A 20162-nucleotide genomic window follows, 5' to 3' on the forward strand; every position below is an offset into this window, starting at 1 on the left:
TGAGGCTTTGCTGACTTTGTCGCCTTAGATAGGGTGAGTCATGCTCCGCCGCACACTGCGGCCTATTCCTGCTGACAGCACAGGCTACCAGCACCAACCGCCCGAACATTTATGAAAATCGCTCAAGAAATCCGCGCCGGCAACGTGATCATGCACGGCAAGGACCCCATGGTTGTCCTGAAAACCGAATACGCCCGGGGTGGCCGCAATGCCGCAACCGTTCGGATGAAGCTCAAGAGCCTGATCGCCAACTTTGGCACCGAAGTCGTGTTCAAGGCTGACGACAAGATGGACCAGGTCATTCTGGACAAGAAGGATTGCACCTACTCCTACTTTGCCGACCCCCTGTATGTGTTCATGGACACCGAGTACAACCAGTACGAAGTCGAGTCCGAAAACATGGGCGATACCCTGAACTACCTGGAAGACGGCATGGAAGTCGAAGTAGTGTTCTACGAAGGCAAGGCCATTTCGGTTGAGTTGCCTACCAGCGTGGTGCGCGAGATCACCTGGACCGAGCCCGCCGTCAAGGGCGACACCTCCGGCAAGGTTTTGAAGCCTGCCAAGATTGCTACCGGTTTTGATGTGGGCGTGCCTATTTTTGTGGCGCAAGGCGACAAGGTCGAAATCGACACCCGAACCGGCGAATACCGCAAGCGCGTGTAACAAGGGCTCCTTCGGGAGTCTTTTTTTTGCCCCCCGTGGTAGCCAAAATTGCGTGTAGGCTTCACCCCATGAATACAGTGAATTCCGTACCCTCACGCCTGGCCCTGCGCCGCGTCCTGATCGACACCTACCAAGAGAACGTGGCCTACATGCACCGGGACTGCGAGATCTACCGGGCAGAAGGCTTCAAGGCACTATCCAAAGTCGAAGTGCGCACCAACGGCCGCCATATCCTGGCCACTCTCAACGTGGTGGAAGACGCCTCCATCGTGGCCTGCGGTGAACTGGGACTGTCGATTGCCGCATTCGCGCAGATGGGTGTGGAAGACGGCCACAGCGCCACGGTTATCACAGGCAGAGCCGCCGGCATCCATCAGCGCACTGCATCGCAAGCTCAACGGCGAACGCCTGGGGCGGGAAGATTTCCGAAGCATCGTGCAGGACATCGCGCAGCACCACTACTCCAAGATTGAGTTAACCGCCTTCGTCGTAGCCTGCAACCGCGACGAGTTGGATCGAGAAGAGGTCTACTTCCTGACAGAAGCAATGATTGGCGCGGGCCAACGCCTGGACTGGCACGAGAACCTGGTGGTAGACAAGCACTGCATTGGCGGGATTCCCGGCAACCGCACCTCCATGCTGATCGTCCCCATCGTGGCCGCACATGGCATGCTGTGCCCCAAGACATCGTCGCGTGCCATCACCTCGCCAGCCGGAACGGCCGACACCATGGAGGTGCTGGCCGAAGTGGAACTGCCGATCGAGCAGCTCAAGGACATCGTGCGCAAACACCGCGGCTGCCTGGCCTGGGGTGGCACTGCCAACCTGTCCCCGGCCGACGATGTGTTGATTTCGGTGGAACGGCCACTGTCGCTGGATTCACCGGGGCAGATGGTGGCATCCATCCTGTCTAAAAAGATTTCTGCTGGCTCCAGCCACCTGGTGCTGGACATCCCCATCGGGCCCAGCGCCAAGGTGCGCTCCATGCCCGAAGCCCAGCGTCTGCGTCGCCTGTTCGAATATGTGGCGCGGCGCATGCAACTCTCTCTGGATGTTGTTATCACCGACGGACGCCAGCCCATCGGTTTTGGCATTGGCCCGGTGCTGGAAGCCCGCGACGTGATGCGCGTGCTGGAAAATGACCCCCGCGCCCCAATGGACCTGCGCCAAAAGGCGCTGCGTCTAGCGGGTCGCTTGATTGAATGCGATCCCGATGTGCGTGGTGGGGACGGCTTTGCCATTGCCCGCGACATACTGGACTCCGGCCGCGCACTAACCAAGATGAACGACATCATCACCGCCCAAGGTAGTAAAGACTTTAATCACAACCAACCGGATTTAGGCCTGCTGACCTTTGACGTCCAGGCGCCACGCGCCGGTATGGTCGTTGGCATTGAAAACATCCAGCTGGCCCGAATTGCCAGCCTGGCGGGCGCACCCAAGGTTAAAAATGCGGGTGTTGACTTGCTTTGCAAACTGGGCGATACGGTGTTGGCTGATGCCGTGCTGTATCGCGTGCATGCCAGCTATCCCGCTGATCTGGAATTTGCCCGCCAGGCCAGCCTTAAATCCATTGGCTACACCATCGGCGTAGCCGATGAGCTGCCCCATGTTTTTGTGGAGTTTTGATGTCCCAATCGCCTGTAATGCTGCACTTTGCGCAAGACTTGGCCAGTGCCGAACGCATCGCCCAGGCTGCTGGCATGGCGAGCGCCCCGATCGACAGCCACCGCTTCCCCGATGGCGAACTCAAGCTCCGCTTGCCCGAACACCTGCCCGAACACGTGGTGCTGTTGCGCACCCTGGACAACCCCAACGAAAAGCTGGTGGAGTTGCTGCTGGTGGCACGCACCGCCCGCACCCTGGGCGCCCGCCACGTGACTCTGGTGGCCCCGTATCTTGCGTATATGCGACAGGACATTGCCTTCCACAGCGGCGAAGTGGTCAGCCAGCGCGTGGTGGGGCGCTTTCTGGCCGACCTGTTTGATGCTGTCATCACCGTGGACCCCCATTTGCACCGCGTAGCCACCCTGCAAGAAGCCGTACCAGTACCACAAGCCATCGTGCTCAGCGGTGCGCCCTTATTGGCCGACCTGATTGCCACGCAACTCACCCGACCATTGCTGATCGGCCCGGATGAAGAATCCGCACAATGGATCGCCCAGGCCGCCGAGCGCTACGGCTTTGACCACGGTGTGTGCCACAAGGTGCGCCATGGTGACCGCGAGGTGCAGATTGCCCTGCCCACGCTGGACGTGCAAGGCCGCTCCGTCGTGGTGCTGGACGACGTGGCCAGCAGTGGCCACACACTGGCCGGTGCCACGCGTTTGCTGCTGGCCGCAGGCGCCGCTACCGTGGATGTTGCTGTCACCCACGCCCTGTTTGCAGGCGATGCGCTGAAGGTCATCAAAGACGCTGGTGTTGACAGGGTCTGGAGCACCGATTGCATCACCCACCCAAGCAACGCCGTTAGCATGGCAGAAACCATTGCCTCGGCATTGCTTGCTCTTCACGATTAGGACAACACGTTTTGGATACCTCGAAAAATCTCGACGAACGCACCATGATGGATGCTTGGGCCTATATACAAGCCCAGGCGGATGCCGGCATTCCCCTCAAACCCAACGCCTACCGGCTGGCCTTTGGCGATCCGGAATTTCTGCTGCGCCGCGAAACGCGTGGCATCCGGTTGCAATTGGAACTCCTCAAGCCCGACCTGGACCAGGCCGAGATGGGTATCGAAAGCACCATCGTAGTCTATGGTAGTGCGCGCTTCAGCGCCCCCGAAGAGGCTCAAGCCCTGCTGCAGGCCGCACAGGCCAGCGGCGATGCGCCGGCCATTGCCTTGGCCCAGCGCCACATGCGCAACGCCCACTTCTACGAACAGGCCCGCCGGTTCGGCCACATCGTTGCCACCCACAGCAAGACCAAGTCACCCAAAGAGCGCATGTACATCTGCACCGGTGGTGGCCCGGGCATCATGGAAGCCGCCAACCGGGGTGCGTCCGAAGCGAGTGTGCCCACGCTGGGCTTGAACATCGCCCTGCCGCATGAGCAGCAAGCCAACCCCTATGTCACGCCAGAATTGAGCTTCAAGTTCCACTACTTTGCCATGCGCAAGATGCATTTCATGATGCGTGGGAAGGCCATGGTCGCCTTTCCCGGCGGCTTTGGCACATTGAACGAGCTTTTTGAGGTCATCACGCTGGTCCAGACCAAAAAATCGGTCCCTGTTCCCATCGTACTGTTTGGCAAAGACTATTGGAAGCGCCTGATCAACATGGACGCGCTGGTAGAAGAAGGCGCCATATCGGCAGAAGACCTGAACCTGTTCCACTACACCGACGACCCGCAGGAAGCTTGGGAGATCATTCGCGAGTTTTACAAACTCTAGGGTGCAGCTACCCCATTTTTAGGGACGCATTCGCCACGCCAGGCGAGACCCCAGCCCCACGGCCGCTCCCACTGTCCAGAACACCGCTGAGATACCGATAACGGCACCGGCTGTACCAAACAGCATGGGCATGAGCACGCTCGACAAGTTGATAGCAGCCAGACGCAACACTAGTGCCTGACCGTGCAGGTGGTGCGGAGTGATCTGGTGCAGGGTACTCATGATCATGGGCTGCACCGAGCCCAGGGCCAACCCCAGCAACACCGAACACAGCCCCATAGACCAGGGCGACTCCATCCACGGGTAAATGCCAAACAACGCAGCGGTGGCCACCATGGCTACAGCCACCACCAACCATTCCTTGAGGTGGTGCGCCAACAACGGCATCAACACCCGCACCGCAGCGGCGGCAATGGCAAAGCCGCCCAGGATGGCGCCAATCACCGAGGCGCTGAAGACCCGCTCGTGCCCCAGCACCGGTACCACAAAGGTGTGCACATCCCAGCAACTGGACAGCAACCAGTTCACCAACAGAAGCCGGCGCATGGGTGGCTCACGCAACAGGTTCCAGACATGGAGATGGGTTGCACCAACCACTGGTTCCACAGGGGGCAGTTCCACCGTGCGCCGCACCCACAACCAGGTGGCCCAGGGCAACAGCGCCAGTAGGATAAAGGCACCCCGAAAGCCGTTGTCGTCCCCCGCAGTGCCGCCCATCCAGACACCCACGTGGTCAATCAACAAGCCAGCCAGCACCGGGCCAACAAAGTTGGAAACGGCCGGCCCGATGGCCAACCAGCTGAACACACGCTTGAGTTCGGTGGAGGTGCGCGCAGCGCGTCCCACATGGCGCTGCAAGGCAATAGAGGCAGCCCCGGTCGCGCCGCCCATGAGCAACGCGCTCAGGCACAGTACCCAGAACTGTGGCCACAGCACAGCCAAGCTGGCACCGACGGATACCGCCACCACACCCATGCCCATAGGTCGCTTCAAACCATGGCGGTCGGCATAGCGCCCGGCTGGCAGCGCCAGGAACACCTGGGTCAGCGAAAACAGCGCCAGCAGCACGCCCACAGAAAATGCGCTATGGCCTTCGCGCAGCGCCAACAGCGGCGCGGCCATACGCAAGCCCGCCATACTGCCGTGCAGGCAGATGTGCCCGCAGATCAGGCGTGCCAGCGCCCAGGACTGGCCTTCTTCACTGCCCGGCGCAGCCCTCATGCGCCGCTGGCACCATCAGAATCACCGTCTGTGCGGTCAAAGTCCTTGTCCTGGGGAATCAGCGCCTGCGCCTGCGTGTCCGGCAAGGCCTCTACCTTTTTCAGCACGCGGCCCATGGCGCGGCTGCGGGTTTCGGCGCTGTCCAGCGTGTTGAGTACGGTCTGGGTTTGCGATTTGACCTTGGCCAACACGTCGCCAAACTTGTTGAACTCGGTCTTGACCGCACCCAGCACCTGCCAGACCTCGCTGGAGCGCTGCTCCAGCGCCAAGGTGCGAAAACCCATCTGCAGCGAGCTGAGCATGGCCAGCAAAGTGGTGGGCCCTGCCAGCGTAACCCGGTGGTCACGCTGCAGGCTTTCCATCAGGCCGGGGCGGCGTAACACCTCGGCGTACAGACCTTCGGTGGGCAGAAACAAAATGGCAAAGTCGGTGGTGTAGGGTGGCTCCACGTATTTCTCGACCATGGACTTGGCCTCCAGGCGGATGCGCAGCTCCAGCGCCTTGCCAGCCGCCTCGGCACCAACCACATCTGCCCTGCCCTGTGCGTCCAGCAGGCGTTCGTAATCTTCGTTGGGAAACTTGGCATCAATCGGCAGCCACAGGGGCGCACCGGTGTCAGATTTGCCGGGCAGCTTGATGGCAAAGTCCACCACGTTCTTGCTGCCGGGCCGGGTGGCAACCTGCACCGCGTACTGGTCGGGCACAAACACCTGTTCCAGCAGGCTGGCCAGTTGCGCCTCGCCAAAGATGCCCCGCGTCTTGACGTTGGTGAGCAGGTGTTTAAGGTCGCCCACGCCCTGCGCCAGGGTCTGCATCTCGCCCAGGCCTTTGTGCACCTGTTCCAGCCGGTCAGCCACTTGCTTGAAGCTCTCACCCAAGCGGGCTTGCAAGGTGGTCTGCAGCTTCTCGTCCACGGTAGCGCGCATCTCGTCGAGCTTGGCGGCGTTGGTGGTTTGGAGCTGCACCAGCTGCTTTTCCAGCGTCTCGCGCACTTCGTTCAGGCGGCGCGCGTTGGCCTCACTCAAGCCGGAGAGCTGGTTGTTCAGGGTGTCGGAAAGCGTCTTTTGCAGCAGGGTCAGTTGCTGGCCAAAGGCGTCAATCTGGGTGTTTTGGGTGCGGGTGGCTTCGGCGCTTTGCTGGGTCAGGGTTTGCTGAAAGGTGGCCAGGTTCTGGCTAAGTTCCTGGCGTCCGCTTTGGCCCGACTCCGACACCTCGCGGCGCAGTTCGCGCTCCAGCCGTTCGCTGCTGGACTGAAGCAGGGCGCGCAGGTCTTGCAGCTCTTTGCGCTGCAGCTGCGCCTGTACTTCGCCGCCCTGCATACGACCCAAGCTGCGGCCCAGCGCCACCAACACCCAGGCCACCAGGGCGAGATTGACTGCCGCCAGCGCCAGCAGTATCCACACCATTGCACCATTCACAGCCATAGCATCCTTGCAGCCAAGTTATTCAAAGAAAAACGGGCTCTAGCCCTCGTCGGATCTACATGAGAAGCTATCAAAACAATAGTAATTACGCAAACCCTCACTTTGCCAGCTCGGCTGCGTTCAGCGGCGTCACGGCCTTGCCGTGCACCAGGTAGCCAATCAGGTTATCCACGGCCAGCATGGCCATGGCTCGGCGCGTGCCGGCGGTGGCGCTGGCAATGTGGGGCGTGAGCACCACGTTGGAGCAGGCCAGCAAATCCGGGTGCACCGTGGGTTCACCCTCAAACACGTCCAGCCCCGCCGCTGCAATGCGGTTTGCGCGCAGGGCCGCCGCCAGCGCCACATCGTCCACTATGCCGCCGCGCGCAATGTTGATCAGGGTCGCGGTGGGTTTCATCAAAGCCAACTCCGGCGCACCGATGGTGTGGTGCGACGCGGCGGAATACGGCACCACGAGCAGCACATGGTCGGCGGTTCTGAGCAATTCTTCTTTGTCCACATAGTGGGCGCGGCATTCGGCCTCTACCGTGGCGTCCAGCCGGCTGCGGTTGTGGTAGACCACCGGCATGCCAAAGCCGAACGCTGCCCGGCGTGCAATGGCCTGGCCAATACGTCCCATTCCGATGATGCCCAACGTGGAGCCATGCACCTCGGCACCAGAGAACATCTCAAAGTGCCAGTGCTTCCATTGACCGGCACGCAAAAAGTGTTCGCTTTCGGTCACGCGTCGGGCGGTGGCCATCAGCAAGGCAAAACCGAAATCGGCGGTGGTCTCCGTCAGCACATCGGGGGCGTTGGTTCCCAGCACACCGACTGCGGTCATGGCTGTCAGGTCGAAGTTGTTGTAGCCCACTGTCATGTTGGCGCAGACCTTCAGCGTTGGGCAATGGGCCAGCAGGTCTGCATCGATGCGCTCCAGCCCAAAGGTCAGCGCGCCGTCTTTTCCTTGGAGTCGGTGCAATAGTTCATCACGGCTCCAGGGCGCATCGTCGGTGTTGGACTCCACGTCAAAGTACTCAGACAGGCGCTGGGCCACTTCGGGGAAGATGGCGCGGGTGACAAGGATATGGGGGCGAGGCAAAGGGTCGGTCATACCGTGCTGTCAGTCCAGCCAGACTGTGAAATCCTGAACCGGTACACGGGGCGTATGGAAACCATTGACCGTAGCGGCTTCGTCGGCGTAGCCCATGGACATGGCGCAGACCATCATTTCACCCGCGCCAGCACCAATGTGCGGCATGATGATCGAGTGAAAGCAGTTCCAGGCAGCTTGCGGACAGGTGTGCAAACCGTGTCCACGTGCCGCCACCATGATGCTTTGCAAGAACGTACCGAAGTCCACCAAGGAGCCACGACCCATCACACGGTCGATGGTGAAGATAAATCCCACCGGTGCATCAAAAAAACGCAAATTGCACTGGTGCTGGGCGTGCATCTTGTCCTTGTCGCCCTTGCCAATACCCAACAGGCCATACAGACCCCAGCCATTCTCGCGGCGCCGTTCAAGGTACGGACTGACCCATTTCGGCGGATAGTAGTCGTAATCTTCGGTGTACTGGGCTTGCAGTGCCGGGTCGGTCAGCATGGCGTCGTGTATTGCGCAGGCTTTCGCGACCAGCGCGTCACGGCTGGCGCCTTGCAGAACATAGACTTTCCAGGGTTGGGCATTGGTACCCGAGGGCGCACGGCTAGCCACCTGCAGGATTTGCTCAAGGGTCTGGCGCGGCACCGCCTGGTTGGTAAACGCGCGAACCGATCTGCGCGAAGTAATCGCCGCATCCACGACTGACTGGGTCAACTGGACCGACTGGGTCATAACAAAGTCTCCAAAACGACTTTCAAAGGGGCCGGCAGAGGCACCGGACGGCGGGTGGTCTTGTCAACATAGACATGCACAAAATGGCCTTTGGCAGCTGTCTCATCTGAGGCGCCGAAGACGCCTACCTCGTAGCGCACGCTGGAAGTACCCAGCTTGGCCACACGAATACCCACATCCACCGGTTCGGGAAAAGCCAGTGAGGCAAAGTAATTGCACTGCGTCTCAATAACCAGGCCAATGGTGTCACCCTGGTGGATGTCGAGCACGCCGCGCTCAATCAGATAGGCGTTAACCGCCGTATCGAACCAACTGTAGTACACCACGTTGTTGACGTGACCATAGGCATCGTTGTCCATCCAGCGCGTGGCGATGGTGCGAAACGCACGGTAGGCACTGCGCGGCTCGGGCTGGGGCTTGGTGTGGGGGGTGGAATCCTGCATGGCTTGATTTTGCCAGCACCGCAGCGGTGCTGTGCCCGCTTCGTCCAGTTCGATATGCGTCGGACGCGTACCTATGACGCCCCGGTGACAAATCCCGTATTTAGAAAATGTGTTCTAAATTGTTGCAATGCAGCAAATAAGACTTGCAAGAAACAAATCGATCCCTATAATTCATACCATGCTGCACTGCAACATCGACAAGCCATCAAGGCAGGTTACGGAGCAGATAGCGAGTTTTTACCTTAACCCATTGGAGATTAATATGTTGACTGTTGAACAAGTAGTTGCTTCCCACAAAGCTAACCTGGAAACCCTGTTTGGTCTGACCAACAAGGCTTTCGAAGGCGTTGAAAAAATTGTTGAGCTGAACCTGACTGCCTCCAAGGCTGCTCTGGCCGAAGCCAATGCCCACACCCAGTCCATGCTGAGCGTGAAAGATGCACAGGAACTGTTGGCCCTGCAATCCGGCCTGCTGCAGCCTTTGGCTGAGAAGACCGCTGCCTACAGCCGTCACCTGTATGACATCGCCACGTCCACTAGCGCCGAATTCAGCAAGAACCTTGAAGGCCAAACTGCCGATGCCCAGAAGAAATTCATGGGTCTGGTAGACAGCGCCGCCAAGAACGCGCCTGCTGGATCTGAGTCCGCTGTAGCCATCATGAAGAGCTCGGTTGCTGCTGCCAACAACGCACTGGAATCCGTGCAAAAGGCCGTCAAGCAAGCTACCGAAATGGCTGAAGCCAATTTCAACTCTGTGGCTGCCACGGCAACCAACGTTACCAAGCAAGCTGCCAAGAAGCGTTAATGGCCACAGAAGGCGTGCACCGGATCCTGCATTTGGAGCGCCTTCTCTAGCAGACAAGGGGAAACCCTGACATAATGAAATGACTGGAAACGCAAATGTGTTTCCAACCGGTTGTCTCCTCGGGTCCTTTCGAAACCATCAGGTTCAGGGATCCCTTCAAGGCCTCGTTGCAAAACGGGGCCTTTTTTTTGCGTGTCACCGCGCAAAATCAACGGGTCCTGGCTGCAATGGCCGCACGCAACTGCGGCATCGACTGCAGCATGGCTTGGCGCCCCGCTTCGATAGAGCGCTTGCGGGCACTGAAGTCAGCACTGGAAACCCCGGCCAGCACTGGGCGCACCACCACATCGGCTTCTTTCAGTTCAAAGTAGTTGATGCTCTTGCTCATGATGGCAAACGTCTGCAGGAGAACGTCCAGCGTGCCGCTTGCGGGGTTGTTCTCTGGCGGGTTTGAAATATCCACTGCAATCACCAGCTCCGCACCCATCTGGCGGGCCGCCCGCACAGGCACCGGCGACACCAGACCACCATCCACATAGTCACGCCCGGAAATGTGTACCGGCAGGAACACGGCCGGAACAGCACTGGAGGCGCGCACGGCAGTTCCGGTATCACCCCGCTGGAACAGCATCCCTTGGCCGCTGTTGAGATCCGTGGCTACGATGCCCAGGGGCATGGGCAAACTTTCAATTGAGCGCGATCCCACCTGGGTATTAACATAGCGGGCCAGCGCATTACCACGCAGCATTCCGCGGTTGAACAATGGCAGCGTCCAGTCCGCCATGGTAGCCTCCTCCATGGTCTCAGCCACCTGCTGCAACTGTTTGCCGTTCTTGCCGCTGGCATAAATGGCAGCCACCAGGCTACCCGCTGAGGTTCCGGCAACCAACGCCGGACGAATGCCAGCCTCTTCCAGTACCTGGATCACCCCAACATGGGCAAATCCTCGGGCAGCGCCGCCGCCCAAGGCCAGACCTATACGCGGGGGTACTTTGGGCTCTATGGGCGCCGACGCACACCCAACAAGTACCAGACTCACGACTAACAGTGACACGTACTTCATAAACACCAACGATTCCTTGCAGAGTTCAAATAATCTTATTGCGAATGATTCGCGTTTGAATTATGATGGAGTTGCACCCACTTCCTACTTAGGTAAACCACCATGATGAAAAAACACATCGCCCTCGTCGCCCTGGTTTGCGCCGCAGGTACCGCCGCCATGGCACAAGATCAGGTTCTTAACATCTATTCCGCACGCCACTATGCGACGGATGAGGCGCTGTACAGCAACTTCACCAAGGCAACCGGCATCAAGCTCAACCGCGTGGACGCCGACGACGCCGGCATCGTGGCCCGCCTGAAAGCCGAGGGCAGCGCGTCTCCGGCTGACATTATCCTGCTGGTGGACGCCAGCCGCCTGTGGCGCGGTGAAGTAGATGGGTTGTTTCTCCCCATTCAATCCAGGGTGCTGGATGACGCCATTCCTGCGCAACTGAGGGGCAAACCCACAACCAATGGTGCAATTCCCTGGTTTGGCTTTTCCACCCGCGCCCGGGTAATCGTCTATGACAAGGCACACGTCAAGAAGGAAGACGTGGACACCTATGAGGAGCTGGGAGACCCCAAAAACAAAGGCAAGCTGTGCATCCGTTCTGGCTCACACCCCTACAACCTGTCGCTGTTTGGCGCCGTCACCGAGCACTTGGGTGAAGCGGCTGCCGAGCAATGGCTCAAGGGCATGGTTAATAACATGGCCCGCGCTCCCAAGGGCGGCGACACCGACCAAATCAAGGCTGTGGCGTCAGGTGAATGCGGCGTCGCTGTCACCAACAGCTATTACCTTGCACGCCTGATGCGGTCATCAACACCAGAAGACCGCACCGTCGTTGAGCGCGTTGGCGTGGTATTTCCCAACCAGGCGAGCTGGGGCACGCACGTCAACATTGCCGGCGGGGCCGTGGCGAAGTACTCCAAGAACAAAGCCAATGCCATCAAGTTTCTGGAATATCTGGCAAGCCCTGTCGCCCAGGAACACTTTGCCAACGGCAACAACGAGTGGCCTGCCGCAAAGGGAGTGAAGATCAACAACCCGGCACTGCAAGCCATGACCGGCGGTAGCTTCAAGAGCGAGACCATTCCCATCAGCGTGGTGGGAATGAACCAGGTCAAAGTACAGCAGATGCTGGACCGCGTCGGATTCAAGTAATCCAACTCAACCCAAAGAAAAGGGCCCAATCCGCAACGGAGTGAGCCCTTTTTTTCGGGAATTCCAGCAGGACTTCGGTCTTGCTCTCGTCTTTGTCATCCAGATCCACGGTCAGGCGACCACCATCGGTGAGGCGTCCAAACAGCAACTCGTCAGCCAAGGCGCGACGAATCGTGTCCTGAATCAGACGTTGCATGGGGCGTGCGCCCATAAGTGGATCAAAGCCCTTCTTGGCCAGATGCTTGCGCAGCTTGTCGGTAAAGGTAACGTCCACCTTCTTGTCAGCCAACTGGGTCTCGAGTTGCAGCAGGAACTTGTCCACCACGCGCAGTATGACGTTTTCGTCCAGTGACTTGAAACTCACTATGGCGTCCAGCCGGTTGCGGAACTCCGGTGTGAACAAGCGCTTGATATCGGCCGCTTCATCTCCGGCTTCACGCGGATTGGTGAAGCCAATACTGGCCTTGTTCATGGTCTCGGCACCCGCGTTGGTAGTCATGACAATGATGACGTTGCGGAAGTCGGCCTTGCGTCCGTTGTTGTCGGTCAACGTGCCATGGTCCATGACCTGCAGCAGCACGTTAAAAATCGCCGGGTGTGCTTTCTCGATCTCATCGAGTAGCAAAACGCAATGCGGCTTCTTGGTAATGGCCTCAGTCAACAAACCACCCTGATCAAACCCCACGTAGCCGGGAGGTGCACCAATCAGGCGGCTCACGGCATGCTGCTCCATGTATTCGCTCATGTCGAAGCGAATCAGGTCAATGCCCATGATGTAGGCCAGCTGCTTGGCGGCTTCGGTCTTGCCAACGCCCGTAGGACCACTGAACAAGAAGGAGCCAATGGGTTTGTCTCCCTTGCCCAGGCCGGAGCGCGCCATTTTGACCGCAGACGCCAGCACATCCAAAGCTTTGTCCTGACCAAACACCACGTTCTTCAGGTCTCGTTCCAGCGTTTTGAGCTTGCCACGGTCATCGTTGGACACGTTGGCCGGCGGAATGCGGGCAATTTTGGCCACGATCTCTTCGACCTCAGACTTGGTGATGGTCTTCTTGCGCTTGTTCGGTGGCAAGATGCGCTGCGCAGCACCGGCCTCATCAATCACGTCAATGGCCTTGTCAGGCAAATGCCGGTCATTGATGTACTTGGCGCTAAGTTCAGCCGCAGCCTGCAAGGCAGCCACGGCGTATTTGACATTGTGGTGCTCTTCAAAGCGCGACTTGAGGCCCTTGAGAATCTCTACCGTCTGTTCGATGGTGGGTTCCACCACGTCTACCTTCTGGAAACGGCGTGACAAGGCAGCATCTTTTTCGAAAATGCCACGGTATTCCGTGAAAGTGGTCGCTCCAATGCACTTGAGCTGGCCCGAGCTCAAGCCTGGTTTGAGTAAATTGGACGCATCCAGTGTGCCGCCAGATGCCGCACCGGCACCAATGAGGGTATGGATTTCGTCAATAAACAAAACTGCGTGGGGCTTGTCTTTGAGGGCTTTCAACACGCCCTTAAGTCGCTGCTCAAAATCACCCCGGTATTTGGTTCCAGCCAGCAATGCACCCATGTCCAGCGAGTAAACGATGGCCTCCGACAGAATTTCCGGAACATCCGATTGCGTGATGCGCCATGCAAGCCCCTCAGCAATAGCGGTCTTACCGACACCCGCCTCACCCACCAACAGGGGGTTGTTTTTGCGGCGGCGGCACAGGATCTGAATAACGCGCTCCACCTCGTATTCGCGGCCGATCAAGGGATCAATTTTCCCGTCCTTCGCCAGCTGATTGAGGTTGACAGTAAATTGCTCCAGTGGCGAGGCCTTCTCGCTCTTCTCACCACCGCCACCCTCTTCGGTGTCGGTCGGGCTTTCGCTGGACTTGGCGGCCTCAGGCGGATCACTCTTTTTAATGCCATGGGCAATAAAATTGACCACATCCAGGCGCGTTACACCCTGCTGGTGCAGGTAATAAACCGCATGCGAATCTTTTTCACCAAAAATGGCCACCAGCACGTTAGCACCGGTCACTTCCTTTTTGCCGCTGCCCGTGGACTGAACGTGCATGATGGCGCGCTGGATGACACGCTGAAAGCCCAGCGTAGGCTGGGTGTCCACGTCATCGGTACCCGCCACCTGGGGCGTGTTGTCCTTGATGAAGTTGGAAAGCGACTTGCGCAGGTCGTCGACATTGGCCGAGCAGGCACGCAGGACCTCGGCGGCGCTGGGGTTATCCAACAACGCGAGCAAGAGATGTTCCACGGTAATGAACTCGTGGCGCTGCTGGCGGGCTTCGACAAACGCCATGTGCAGGCTGACTTCCAGTTCTTGGGCAATCATGAGATTTCCTTTTTTTGCCTAGCGTTGATGATTCACTGTAAACCGTTTACCGGTTTAGCGTATTTTCTATTTGCATTCACACCACGAACTAACCTACGGGCTCGCAGATGCATTTCAAGGGGTGACCCGATTTGTGGGCCGCTTCCAGCACCTGATCCACCTTCGTCACTGCCACGTCTTTGGTATATACACCGCACACGCCCTTTCCATCGAGATGGATCTTGAGCATGATCCGGGTTGCAGATTCCAGGTCCTTGCCAAAAAACTCCTGGATGACCACCACCACAAACTCCATGGGCGTGTAGTCATCATTGAGCAACGCCACCTGGTACATCTGTGGCGGTTTGACGCGTTGCGTACGGCGCTCCAACACCACAGAGCCACCTTCCTCTCGGATGGGCTGCTTCACGGGCGGTTCAGAAAGTGTGGGCGGGTTATTTGTAGCCATGAAAACAATTCTATAGGTCACCTCAAAGGATTGCACCGCAAGAGTGAATTGGTGCCATAGTCCCTCGATTCAAGTCATAAAGCAAAAAAAATGCCACCATCGACCGACCCGGTCCTGGCGGCATACCTGCCAACGCAGCAATAGGCGCCACAACAGCGGCGCCCAGCACATGCCGTTACATGTGATCAATCATGACCTGCCCGAAGCCAGAGCAACTGACCTGGGTAGCACCATCCATCAAGCGGGCAAAGTCATAAGTCACCTTTTTGCTCTTGATGGATTTGGACATGGAACTGATGATCAGGTTCGCTGCTTCAAACCAGCCCATGTGGCGCAACATCATTTCTGCCGAGAGTATTTCCGAACCAGGGTTTACGTAATCTTTACCCGCATATTTGGGCGCCGTGCCGTGGGTGGCTTCGAAACAGGCTACGGAATCCGACAAGTTGGCGCCGGGCGCAATGCCAATGCCGCCGACCTGTGCAGCCAGCGCGTCAGACACATAATCGCCATTCAGGTTGAGCGTGGCAATTACGCTGTACTCGGCAGGGCGAAGCAGTATTTGCTGCAGGAAGGCGTCGGCAATGCTGTCCTTGATCACAATGTCCTTGCCGGTACTGGGATTCTTGAACTTGCACCAGGGTCCGCCGTCGATCAGCGCCGCACCAAATTCCTTTTGGGCCAAGGAATAGGCCCAATCACGGAACCCACCTTCGGTGTACTTCATGATGTTGCCCTTGTGCACAATGGTCACGCTGGGCTTGTCGTTATCAACTGCGTATTGAATGGCCTTGCGTACCAAGCGCTCGGTGCCTTCGCGGGAAACCGGTTTGATACCGATGCCGGACGTTTTGGGGAAACGAATCTTGGTAACACCCATTTCTTCTTGCAAGAATTTGATCAGCTTTTTGGCCTTCTCGCTTTCGGCTTCAAACTCGATTCCTGCGTAAATGTCTTCCGAGTTTTCGCGAAAGATCACCATATTGGTCTTGTGCGGCTCCTTGACCGGGCTGGGCACCCCTTCAAAATACTGGATGGGGCGCAAGCACACATACAGATCGAGCTCCTGGCGCAAGGCCACATTCAATGAACGGATGCCACCGCCTACGGGCGTGGTCAACGGTCCTTTGATTGACACCACATATTCGCGCAGGGCTTGCAGAGTCTCTTCCGGTAGCCACACATCGGGGCCGTACACATTGGTGGACTTTTCGCCCGCATAGACTTCCATCCAGTGAATCTTGCGCTTTCCTGCATAGGCCTTGGCAACTGCGGCATCCACTACCTTTAGCATCACGGGCGTGATGTCAACGCCCGTACCGTCGCCCTCAATATACGGAATGACCGGCTGATCTGGCACGTTCAGGGACATATCCGCGTTGACGGTAATTTTTTGACCTTCGGCAGGGATTTTGATGTGCTGGTACATGGAAATTTGATCTCCGTTGGGGTGTTGGAATCGCGATAACCTGTGAAGCCATGCTTCTAAAAGTGCATAAATTCTATTCCTAAAAAATTTTGCCTTATTGCTTTTCAGGCAAGATCGACAGAACTTCTGAAGGTACATTGGAAGGTACATTGGCTCAGCACGTTGCCAACCAGCCAATGCCCGCAATTGCGGACATTTCGGATTGCTGCGCCACAATCACGCCATGAATAAATTAATTTCTGCTTTTTTGACCAGTTTGCTGCTTGCGTCAGGGTGTGTCCATGCCCAGGAAACACCACAAACCCAACTGCAGCGAACCCAGCTGGCGATTGGCATCTACCAGATTGATGCCCAGGTTGCAGTCACCTCCGAGGAGCAACAGATTGGCCTCATGTTCCGCCAGGAAATGCCGCAACATGAAGGCATGCTGTTCGTGTTCGATGAACCCAGCCGTCTGTGTTTCTGGATGAAAAATACGCTGCTACCCCTAACGGCCGCCTTCATTGCTGACGATGGCACCATCGTCAACCTGGAAGACATGAAACCCAAAACCTTGGATTCTCACTGCGCGATCAAACCGGTTCGCTACGTTCTCGAAATGAACAAGGGCTGGTTTGCCAAGAAAGGCCTCAAGGCCGGCGCAAAACTCACGGGCAATCCCTTCAAGCCATAAAAAAACCGACCATTGGTCGGTTTCCCTAAGCTAATTTGAATTCAGGCGAAATTGGCTTCGACAAAACTCCAGTTCACCAGCTTGTCGAGGTAGGTTTCAACAAACTTTTGGCGCAGATTGCGGTAGTCGATGTAGTAGGCATGCTCCCACACGTCTACGGTCAGCAAAGCCTTGTCGGCTGTGGTCAGCGGCGTACCGGCTGCACCCATGTTGACAATGTCCACGGAACCATCAGGCTTCTTGACCAGCCAGGTCCAGCCGGAACCAAAATTGCCCACAGCCGATTTAACAAATGCGTCCTTGAAGGCTGCATAGCTGCCCCATTTGGCGTTTATGGCAGTCGCCACCGCTCCAGACGGTTCGCCACCACCGGCGGGCTTCATGCAGTTCCAGAAAAAAGTGTGGTTCCAGATCTGGGCTGAATTGTTGTAAATACCGCCGCTGGACTTCTTGACGATGTCCTCCAGCGACATGGACTCAAATTCAGTGCCCTTTTGCAGGTTGTTCAAGTTCACAACGTAGGCGTTGTGGTGCTTGCCATGGTGAAATTCCAGGGTCTCTTTGGAGTAGGCGGGTGCCAGCGCATCAATCGCGTAGGGCAATGCAGGCAGGGTGTGTTCCATGGAATCCTCTCTCGGTTGGTTAGCAGATGGGTCGATTGTAGGAATGAATTGGTTTTTTAGCTGGCCACGGTCAAGTCAACCGCACCGTCGGTAAGGGTTGCCCTTACCGACTGCCCTGCCCGTGTCTGCGCAACGCGAGTCAGCGTGCTGCCATCTTCCAGACTTAACCACGCATAGCCGCGCTTGAGCACCAAGGAGGGGTCCAACAGGCCCAGACGCAATTCAGCACGGTGCACTTGGTCAGTACAGCGCTGCACAGCGTGTTGCACAGCGGGACCTACGTCTTGCGAGCGGCGCTCCAGCACCTGCCGCCGCGATTGAAAGGTCAGGTGTACGCTGTGCTGCAAACGTTGTTGTGCAGCCGCCAGCAGCAATCGCTGTTGGTGTGCCAGTGAAGACGGGCGACCCAAACGGCTTGAAGCCTGGTCCAACCGTAGCGCCTGACGGTCGATTTGACGCAACACAGCGGCCTGCAGGCGCGCCTGCAGAGTCTGCGCTGCAGCCAGCCAAACGGCGGTGGGCTGCGCAGCCAATTCAGCCGCCGCTGTGGGCGTGGGTGCACGCAGGTCGGCAACAAAATCGGCGATGGTGAAGTCCGTTTCATGCCCCACACCGCAAACAACCGGCACCGGACTGCACGCGATGGTGCGCGCCAAAGTCTCATCGTTGAAGGCCCACAGGTCTTCCATGGCACCACCACCGCGCACCAGCAAGATCACATCCATGGCCAAGGCACCGGGCTGCTGGGGAGCCTGGGCTAAAGCATAGAGGTTGGACAGGGCCTGCACCAATTCGCGCGGGGCACCCTCGCCCTGCACCGAAGCCGGTGCCAGCACCACTGGAATATGCGGCACGCGCCGCTGCAAGGCAGTCACCACGTCGTGCAGAGCTGCTGCGCCCAGCGATGTCACCACCCCGATGCCACGCGGCGCTACAGGCAAGGGGCGCTTGCGGGAACTCTCAAACAGGCCTTCCCGCTCCAGCTTGGCCTTGAGCTTGAAAAACTGCTCAAACAAAGTTCCCTGACCGGCGGGGCGCATGCTTTCCACCACCAGCTGCAATTCACCTCGGGACTCGTAAACACCCAAACGGCCCTGCACTTCCACGCGGTCGCCATCGCAGGGACTGAAGTTCAGCAATCCGGCGGCGCGCCGAAACATGGCACAACGGATTTGGCCGGTATCGTCCTTCAGAGAAAAGTAGCAATGCCCACTGGCCGCCTTGGTAAATCCGCTGATTTCGCCGCCTACCGTGACGGGGTTGAAACGCGCATCCATCGCATCGGCAATGGCGCGGCACAACGCGCCAACCTGCCAAACCCGCGTCGCCCCAGCAGAAGTAGCCCATTCAACCATGGCACTAGCGCGCAAAGTGACACATATTTACTTGTCCACAGTTCAAGGCTGAGTCACCCGCCCAGCAGTTCGATTTCTCGGTACAAGTCATTGATTTCATTGGATTTTTTGTTGCCTCATTTGTCATCATTTTGTCAAAACCCAACGCGAATGCGGCTTCGCACCGGTGCCAGACGGGTTCTACACACAGTTATCCACATATTCTGTGGGCGGAGCTCGCGTCGGGCTGGGCCATAATCGCGGTGCATTTCATCCGTACGGAGTGAACCATTGTTTTCCATCATACAAGCCGCTGGTTGGCCTATCTGGCCCCTTATTGCATGCTCCGTCTTGGCGCTGGCCATTGTCATCGATAGATTCATCAGCCTCAAGGCGTCCAAGATCGCACCCGCAAAACTGCTCGATGAGGTGCTGAGCGTGACCCGCACCGCCATCCCCGGTCCAGACGTGGTGACGCAACTGGAAAAAAGTTCGGCCCTCGGTGAAGTGCTGGCCAGTGGCCTGCGTGCAATCAACGCCGACCCACGCTGCACCGAAGACGACCTGCGTGCCCACATGGAAAGTACCGGCCGCGTTGTCGCCCAGCGACTGGAACAGCGCCTGAGCGCGCTGGGCACCATTGCCTCGGCAGCACCATTGATGGGTTTGTTCGGAACTGTGGTCGGCATGATCGAAATTTTTGGCTCCCAAGCACCCGGTGGTGCAACGGGAGGCAATCCGGCACTTCTGGCTCACGGCATCTCGATTGCCCTCTACAACACGGCGTTCGGCCTGATTGTGGCCATTCCTTCCCTGATCTTCTGGCGTTACTTCCGGGGGCAAGTGGATGGATACCTTTTGACGCTGGAACTGTCGGCAGAGCATCTGGCGCGCCACCTCAAAGTGTTCCGCAAGTAAGGCCATGAATTTTCGCCCCCGTAAACAAGAAGAGCCCGAGATCAACCTGATCCCGTTCATTGACGTGTTGCTGGTGGTGCTGATTTTTCTGATGCTGTCCACCACCTACAGCAAGTTCACAGAAATGCAGCTCAAGCTGCCGGTCGCCGATACCGAAGCGCAGCGCGATTACGCCAAAGAATTGATAGTGGCCGTCAGCGCTGATGGCGCCTACAGCGTCAACCGCACACCCGTCGCCGGGCGCAGCCTGGAGAGCGTGGCCACCGCCATTGCCGAGGGCGCCAAGGCGGGCAAAGACACCGTAGTCATCATCAGTGCCGATGCCAGCGCCAAGCACCAGGCCGTGGTCACAGTGATGGAAGCCGCCCGCCGCGCCGGCCTGAACCAGATTACCTTCGCCACCCAGTCCTCAGCGCAGGCGGGTGGCCAATAG

At 58.1% G+C, this 20162-nt stretch carries 19 protein-coding genes and 1 pseudogene; 9 read left to right on the forward strand and 11 right to left on the reverse strand.

The genetic code is table 11. From position 1 onward, the window contains the following. The first annotated feature begins 111 nt into the window (after window positions 1-111). The 4 genes and pseudogenes from efp (at window position 112) to IPI80_RS07660 (ending at window position 4060) form a co-directional block, all read left to right on the forward strand. Entirely contained in the window at window positions 112-666 is a 555-nt protein-coding gene (gene efp, locus IPI80_RS07645; protein WP_413858781.1) for an elongation factor P, read from the forward strand. Between the two features lie 68 nt (window positions 667-734). After that, window positions 735-2295, forward strand: a pseudogene (locus tag IPI80_RS07650) (thymidine phosphorylase family protein). Next, window positions 2295-3185: a ribose-phosphate diphosphokinase gene (locus IPI80_RS07655; RefSeq protein WP_413858783.1), complete on the forward strand. Its 891-nt coding sequence runs from the start codon at window positions 2295-2297 to the stop codon at window positions 3183-3185. The pseudogene IPI80_RS07650 and the gene IPI80_RS07655 overlap by 1 nt, the downstream one beginning before the upstream one ends. Window positions 3186-3196: 11 nt before the next feature. Further along, the gene (locus IPI80_RS07660; RefSeq protein WP_413858785.1) at window positions 3197-4060 is read left to right on the forward strand and encodes a TIGR00730 family Rossman fold protein; all 864 of its coding nucleotides are present in this window, start codon (window positions 3197-3199) and stop codon (window positions 4058-4060) included. An 18-nt stretch (window positions 4061-4078) separates the two neighbouring features. On the opposite strand, the gene IPI80_RS07665 is transcribed toward IPI80_RS07660, so the two are convergent. The 5 genes from IPI80_RS07665 to IPI80_RS07685 all read right to left on the reverse strand — a co-directional run bounded on the left by IPI80_RS07665 (window position 4079) and on the right by IPI80_RS07685 (window position 8964). Beyond that, entirely contained in the window at window positions 4079-5281 is a 1203-nt protein-coding gene (locus IPI80_RS07665) for an MFS transporter (RefSeq protein ID WP_413858787.1), read from the reverse strand. Next, on the reverse strand, window positions 5278-6705 hold the full coding sequence (gene rmuC, locus IPI80_RS07670; RefSeq protein ID WP_413858789.1) for a DNA recombination protein RmuC: 1428 nt from the start codon (window positions 6703-6705) through the stop codon (window positions 5278-5280). The genes IPI80_RS07665 and rmuC overlap by 4 nt, the downstream gene beginning before the upstream one ends. A gap of 97 nt (window positions 6706-6802) precedes the next feature. Further along, on the reverse strand, window positions 6803-7786 hold the full coding sequence (locus IPI80_RS07675) for a 2-hydroxyacid dehydrogenase (protein WP_413859713.1): 984 nt from the start codon (window positions 7784-7786) through the stop codon (window positions 6803-6805). A 21-nt stretch (window positions 7787-7807) separates the two neighbouring features. Then, window positions 7808-8521, reverse strand: coding sequence for a nitroreductase (locus tag IPI80_RS07680; protein ID WP_413858792.1), 714 nt, complete (start codon window positions 8519-8521; stop codon window positions 7808-7810). Next, window positions 8518-8964: an acyl-CoA thioesterase gene (locus tag IPI80_RS07685; protein WP_413858794.1), complete on the reverse strand. Its 447-nt coding sequence runs from the start codon at window positions 8962-8964 to the stop codon at window positions 8518-8520. The genes IPI80_RS07680 and IPI80_RS07685 overlap by 4 nt, the downstream gene beginning before the upstream one ends. A gap of 262 nt (window positions 8965-9226) precedes the next feature. On the opposite strand from IPI80_RS07685, the gene IPI80_RS07690 reads away from it, so the two are divergent. Then, a complete protein-coding gene (locus IPI80_RS07690; protein ID WP_413858796.1) occupies window positions 9227-9769 on the forward strand; it encodes a phasin family protein in 543 nt (180 codons plus the stop codon). A gap of 208 nt (window positions 9770-9977) precedes the next feature. Here IPI80_RS07690 and IPI80_RS07695 read toward each other — a convergent pair whose 3' ends face one another. Further along, complete coding sequence (locus tag IPI80_RS07695) at window positions 9978-10832, reverse strand: patatin-like phospholipase family protein (RefSeq protein WP_413858798.1); 855 nt, start codon at window positions 10830-10832, stop codon at window positions 9978-9980. Window positions 10833-10934: 102 nt separating this feature from the next. Here IPI80_RS07695 and IPI80_RS07700 point away from each other — a divergent pair, with 102 nt between their 5' ends. Then, window positions 10935-11978, forward strand: a complete 1044-nt coding sequence (locus tag IPI80_RS07700; protein WP_413858800.1) for an extracellular solute-binding protein — start codon at window positions 10935-10937, stop codon at window positions 11976-11978. Here the strand turns inward: IPI80_RS07700 and clpA are convergent. From clpA to icd, 3 genes are all read right to left on the reverse strand, one after another. Then, window positions 11971-14304, reverse strand: a complete 2334-nt coding sequence (gene clpA, locus IPI80_RS07705) for an ATP-dependent Clp protease ATP-binding subunit ClpA (protein WP_413858802.1) — start codon at window positions 14302-14304, stop codon at window positions 11971-11973. The two genes, IPI80_RS07700 and clpA, sit on opposite strands and share 8 nt — an antisense overlap. 88 nt (window positions 14305-14392) lie before the next feature. Next, on the reverse strand, window positions 14393-14752 hold the full coding sequence (gene clpS, locus IPI80_RS07710; protein WP_413858804.1) for an ATP-dependent Clp protease adapter ClpS: 360 nt from the start codon (window positions 14750-14752) through the stop codon (window positions 14393-14395). A 175-nt stretch (window positions 14753-14927) separates the two neighbouring features. Next, window positions 14928-16187 carry an NADP-dependent isocitrate dehydrogenase gene (gene icd, locus IPI80_RS07715; RefSeq protein ID WP_413859715.1) on the reverse strand — a complete coding sequence of 420 codons (1260 nt, stop codon included), beginning with the start codon at window positions 16185-16187 and terminating at the stop codon, window positions 14928-14930. Between the two features lie 217 nt (window positions 16188-16404). Here icd and IPI80_RS07720 point away from each other — a divergent pair, with 217 nt between their 5' ends. Beyond that, the gene (locus IPI80_RS07720; protein WP_413858806.1) at window positions 16405-16854 is read left to right on the forward strand and encodes a DUF192 domain-containing protein; all 450 of its coding nucleotides are present in this window, start codon (window positions 16405-16407) and stop codon (window positions 16852-16854) included. A gap of 41 nt (window positions 16855-16895) precedes the next feature. On the opposite strand, the gene IPI80_RS07725 is transcribed toward IPI80_RS07720, so the two are convergent. Both IPI80_RS07725 and xseA read right to left on the reverse strand, forming a co-directional pair. Further along, entirely contained in the window at window positions 16896-17477 is a 582-nt protein-coding gene (locus tag IPI80_RS07725) for a superoxide dismutase (RefSeq protein WP_413858808.1), read from the reverse strand. A 56-nt stretch (window positions 17478-17533) separates the two neighbouring features. Then, on the reverse strand, window positions 17534-18832 hold the full coding sequence (xseA, locus tag IPI80_RS07730) for an exodeoxyribonuclease VII large subunit (protein WP_413858810.1): 1299 nt from the start codon (window positions 18830-18832) through the stop codon (window positions 17534-17536). A gap of 270 nt (window positions 18833-19102) precedes the next feature. Here xseA and IPI80_RS07735 point away from each other — a divergent pair, with 270 nt between their 5' ends. Further along, window positions 19103-19729, forward strand: coding sequence for a MotA/TolQ/ExbB proton channel family protein (locus IPI80_RS07735; protein ID WP_413858812.1), 627 nt, complete (start codon window positions 19103-19105; stop codon window positions 19727-19729). Window positions 19730-19733: 4 nt separating this feature from the next. After that, window positions 19734-20162: an ExbD/TolR family protein gene (locus tag IPI80_RS07740; RefSeq protein WP_413858814.1), complete on the forward strand. Its 429-nt coding sequence runs from the start codon at window positions 19734-19736 to the stop codon at window positions 20160-20162.

The organism is Candidatus Aalborgicola defluviihabitans (assembly GCF_016705985.1).
GTDB lineage: Bacteria > Pseudomonadota > Gammaproteobacteria > Burkholderiales > Burkholderiaceae_C > Allorhodoferax > Allorhodoferax defluviihabitans.

Coding starts and splice junctions, on each gene's coding strand:
- xseA (WP_413858810.1), bottom strand. CDS start 18,832: ATGGTTGAATGGGCTACTTCTGCTGGGGCGACGCGGGTTTGGCAGGTT.
- efp (WP_413858781.1), top strand. CDS start 112: ATGAAAATCGCTCAAGAAATCCGCGCCGGCAACGTGATCATGCACGGC.
- IPI80_RS07700 (WP_413858800.1), top strand. CDS start 10,935: ATGATGAAAAAACACATCGCCCTCGTCGCCCTGGTTTGCGCCGCAGGT.
- clpS (WP_413858804.1), bottom strand. CDS start 14,752: ATGGCTACAAATAACCCGCCCACACTTTCTGAACCGCCCGTGAAGCAG.
- clpA (WP_413858802.1), bottom strand. CDS start 14,304: ATGATTGCCCAAGAACTGGAAGTCAGCCTGCACATGGCGTTTGTCGAA.
- IPI80_RS07695 (WP_413858798.1), bottom strand. CDS start 10,832: ATGAAGTACGTGTCACTGTTAGTCGTGAGTCTGGTACTTGTTGGGTGT.
- IPI80_RS07740 (WP_413858814.1), top strand. CDS start 19,734: ATGAATTTTCGCCCCCGTAAACAAGAAGAGCCCGAGATCAACCTGATC.
- IPI80_RS07665 (WP_413858787.1), bottom strand. CDS start 5,281: ATGAGGGCTGCGCCGGGCAGTGAAGAAGGCCAGTCCTGGGCGCTGGCA.
- IPI80_RS07655 (WP_413858783.1), top strand. CDS start 2,295: ATGTCCCAATCGCCTGTAATGCTGCACTTTGCGCAAGACTTGGCCAGT.
- IPI80_RS07680 (WP_413858792.1), bottom strand. CDS start 8,521: ATGACCCAGTCGGTCCAGTTGACCCAGTCAGTCGTGGATGCGGCGATT.
- IPI80_RS07690 (WP_413858796.1), top strand. CDS start 9,227: ATGTTGACTGTTGAACAAGTAGTTGCTTCCCACAAAGCTAACCTGGAA.
- IPI80_RS07725 (WP_413858808.1), bottom strand. CDS start 17,477: ATGGAACACACCCTGCCTGCATTGCCCTACGCGATTGATGCGCTGGCA.
- IPI80_RS07720 (WP_413858806.1), top strand. CDS start 16,405: ATGAATAAATTAATTTCTGCTTTTTTGACCAGTTTGCTGCTTGCGTCA.
- rmuC (WP_413858789.1), bottom strand. CDS start 6,705: ATGGCTGTGAATGGTGCAATGGTGTGGATACTGCTGGCGCTGGCGGCA.
- IPI80_RS07685 (WP_413858794.1), bottom strand. CDS start 8,964: ATGCAGGATTCCACCCCCCACACCAAGCCCCAGCCCGAGCCGCGCAGT.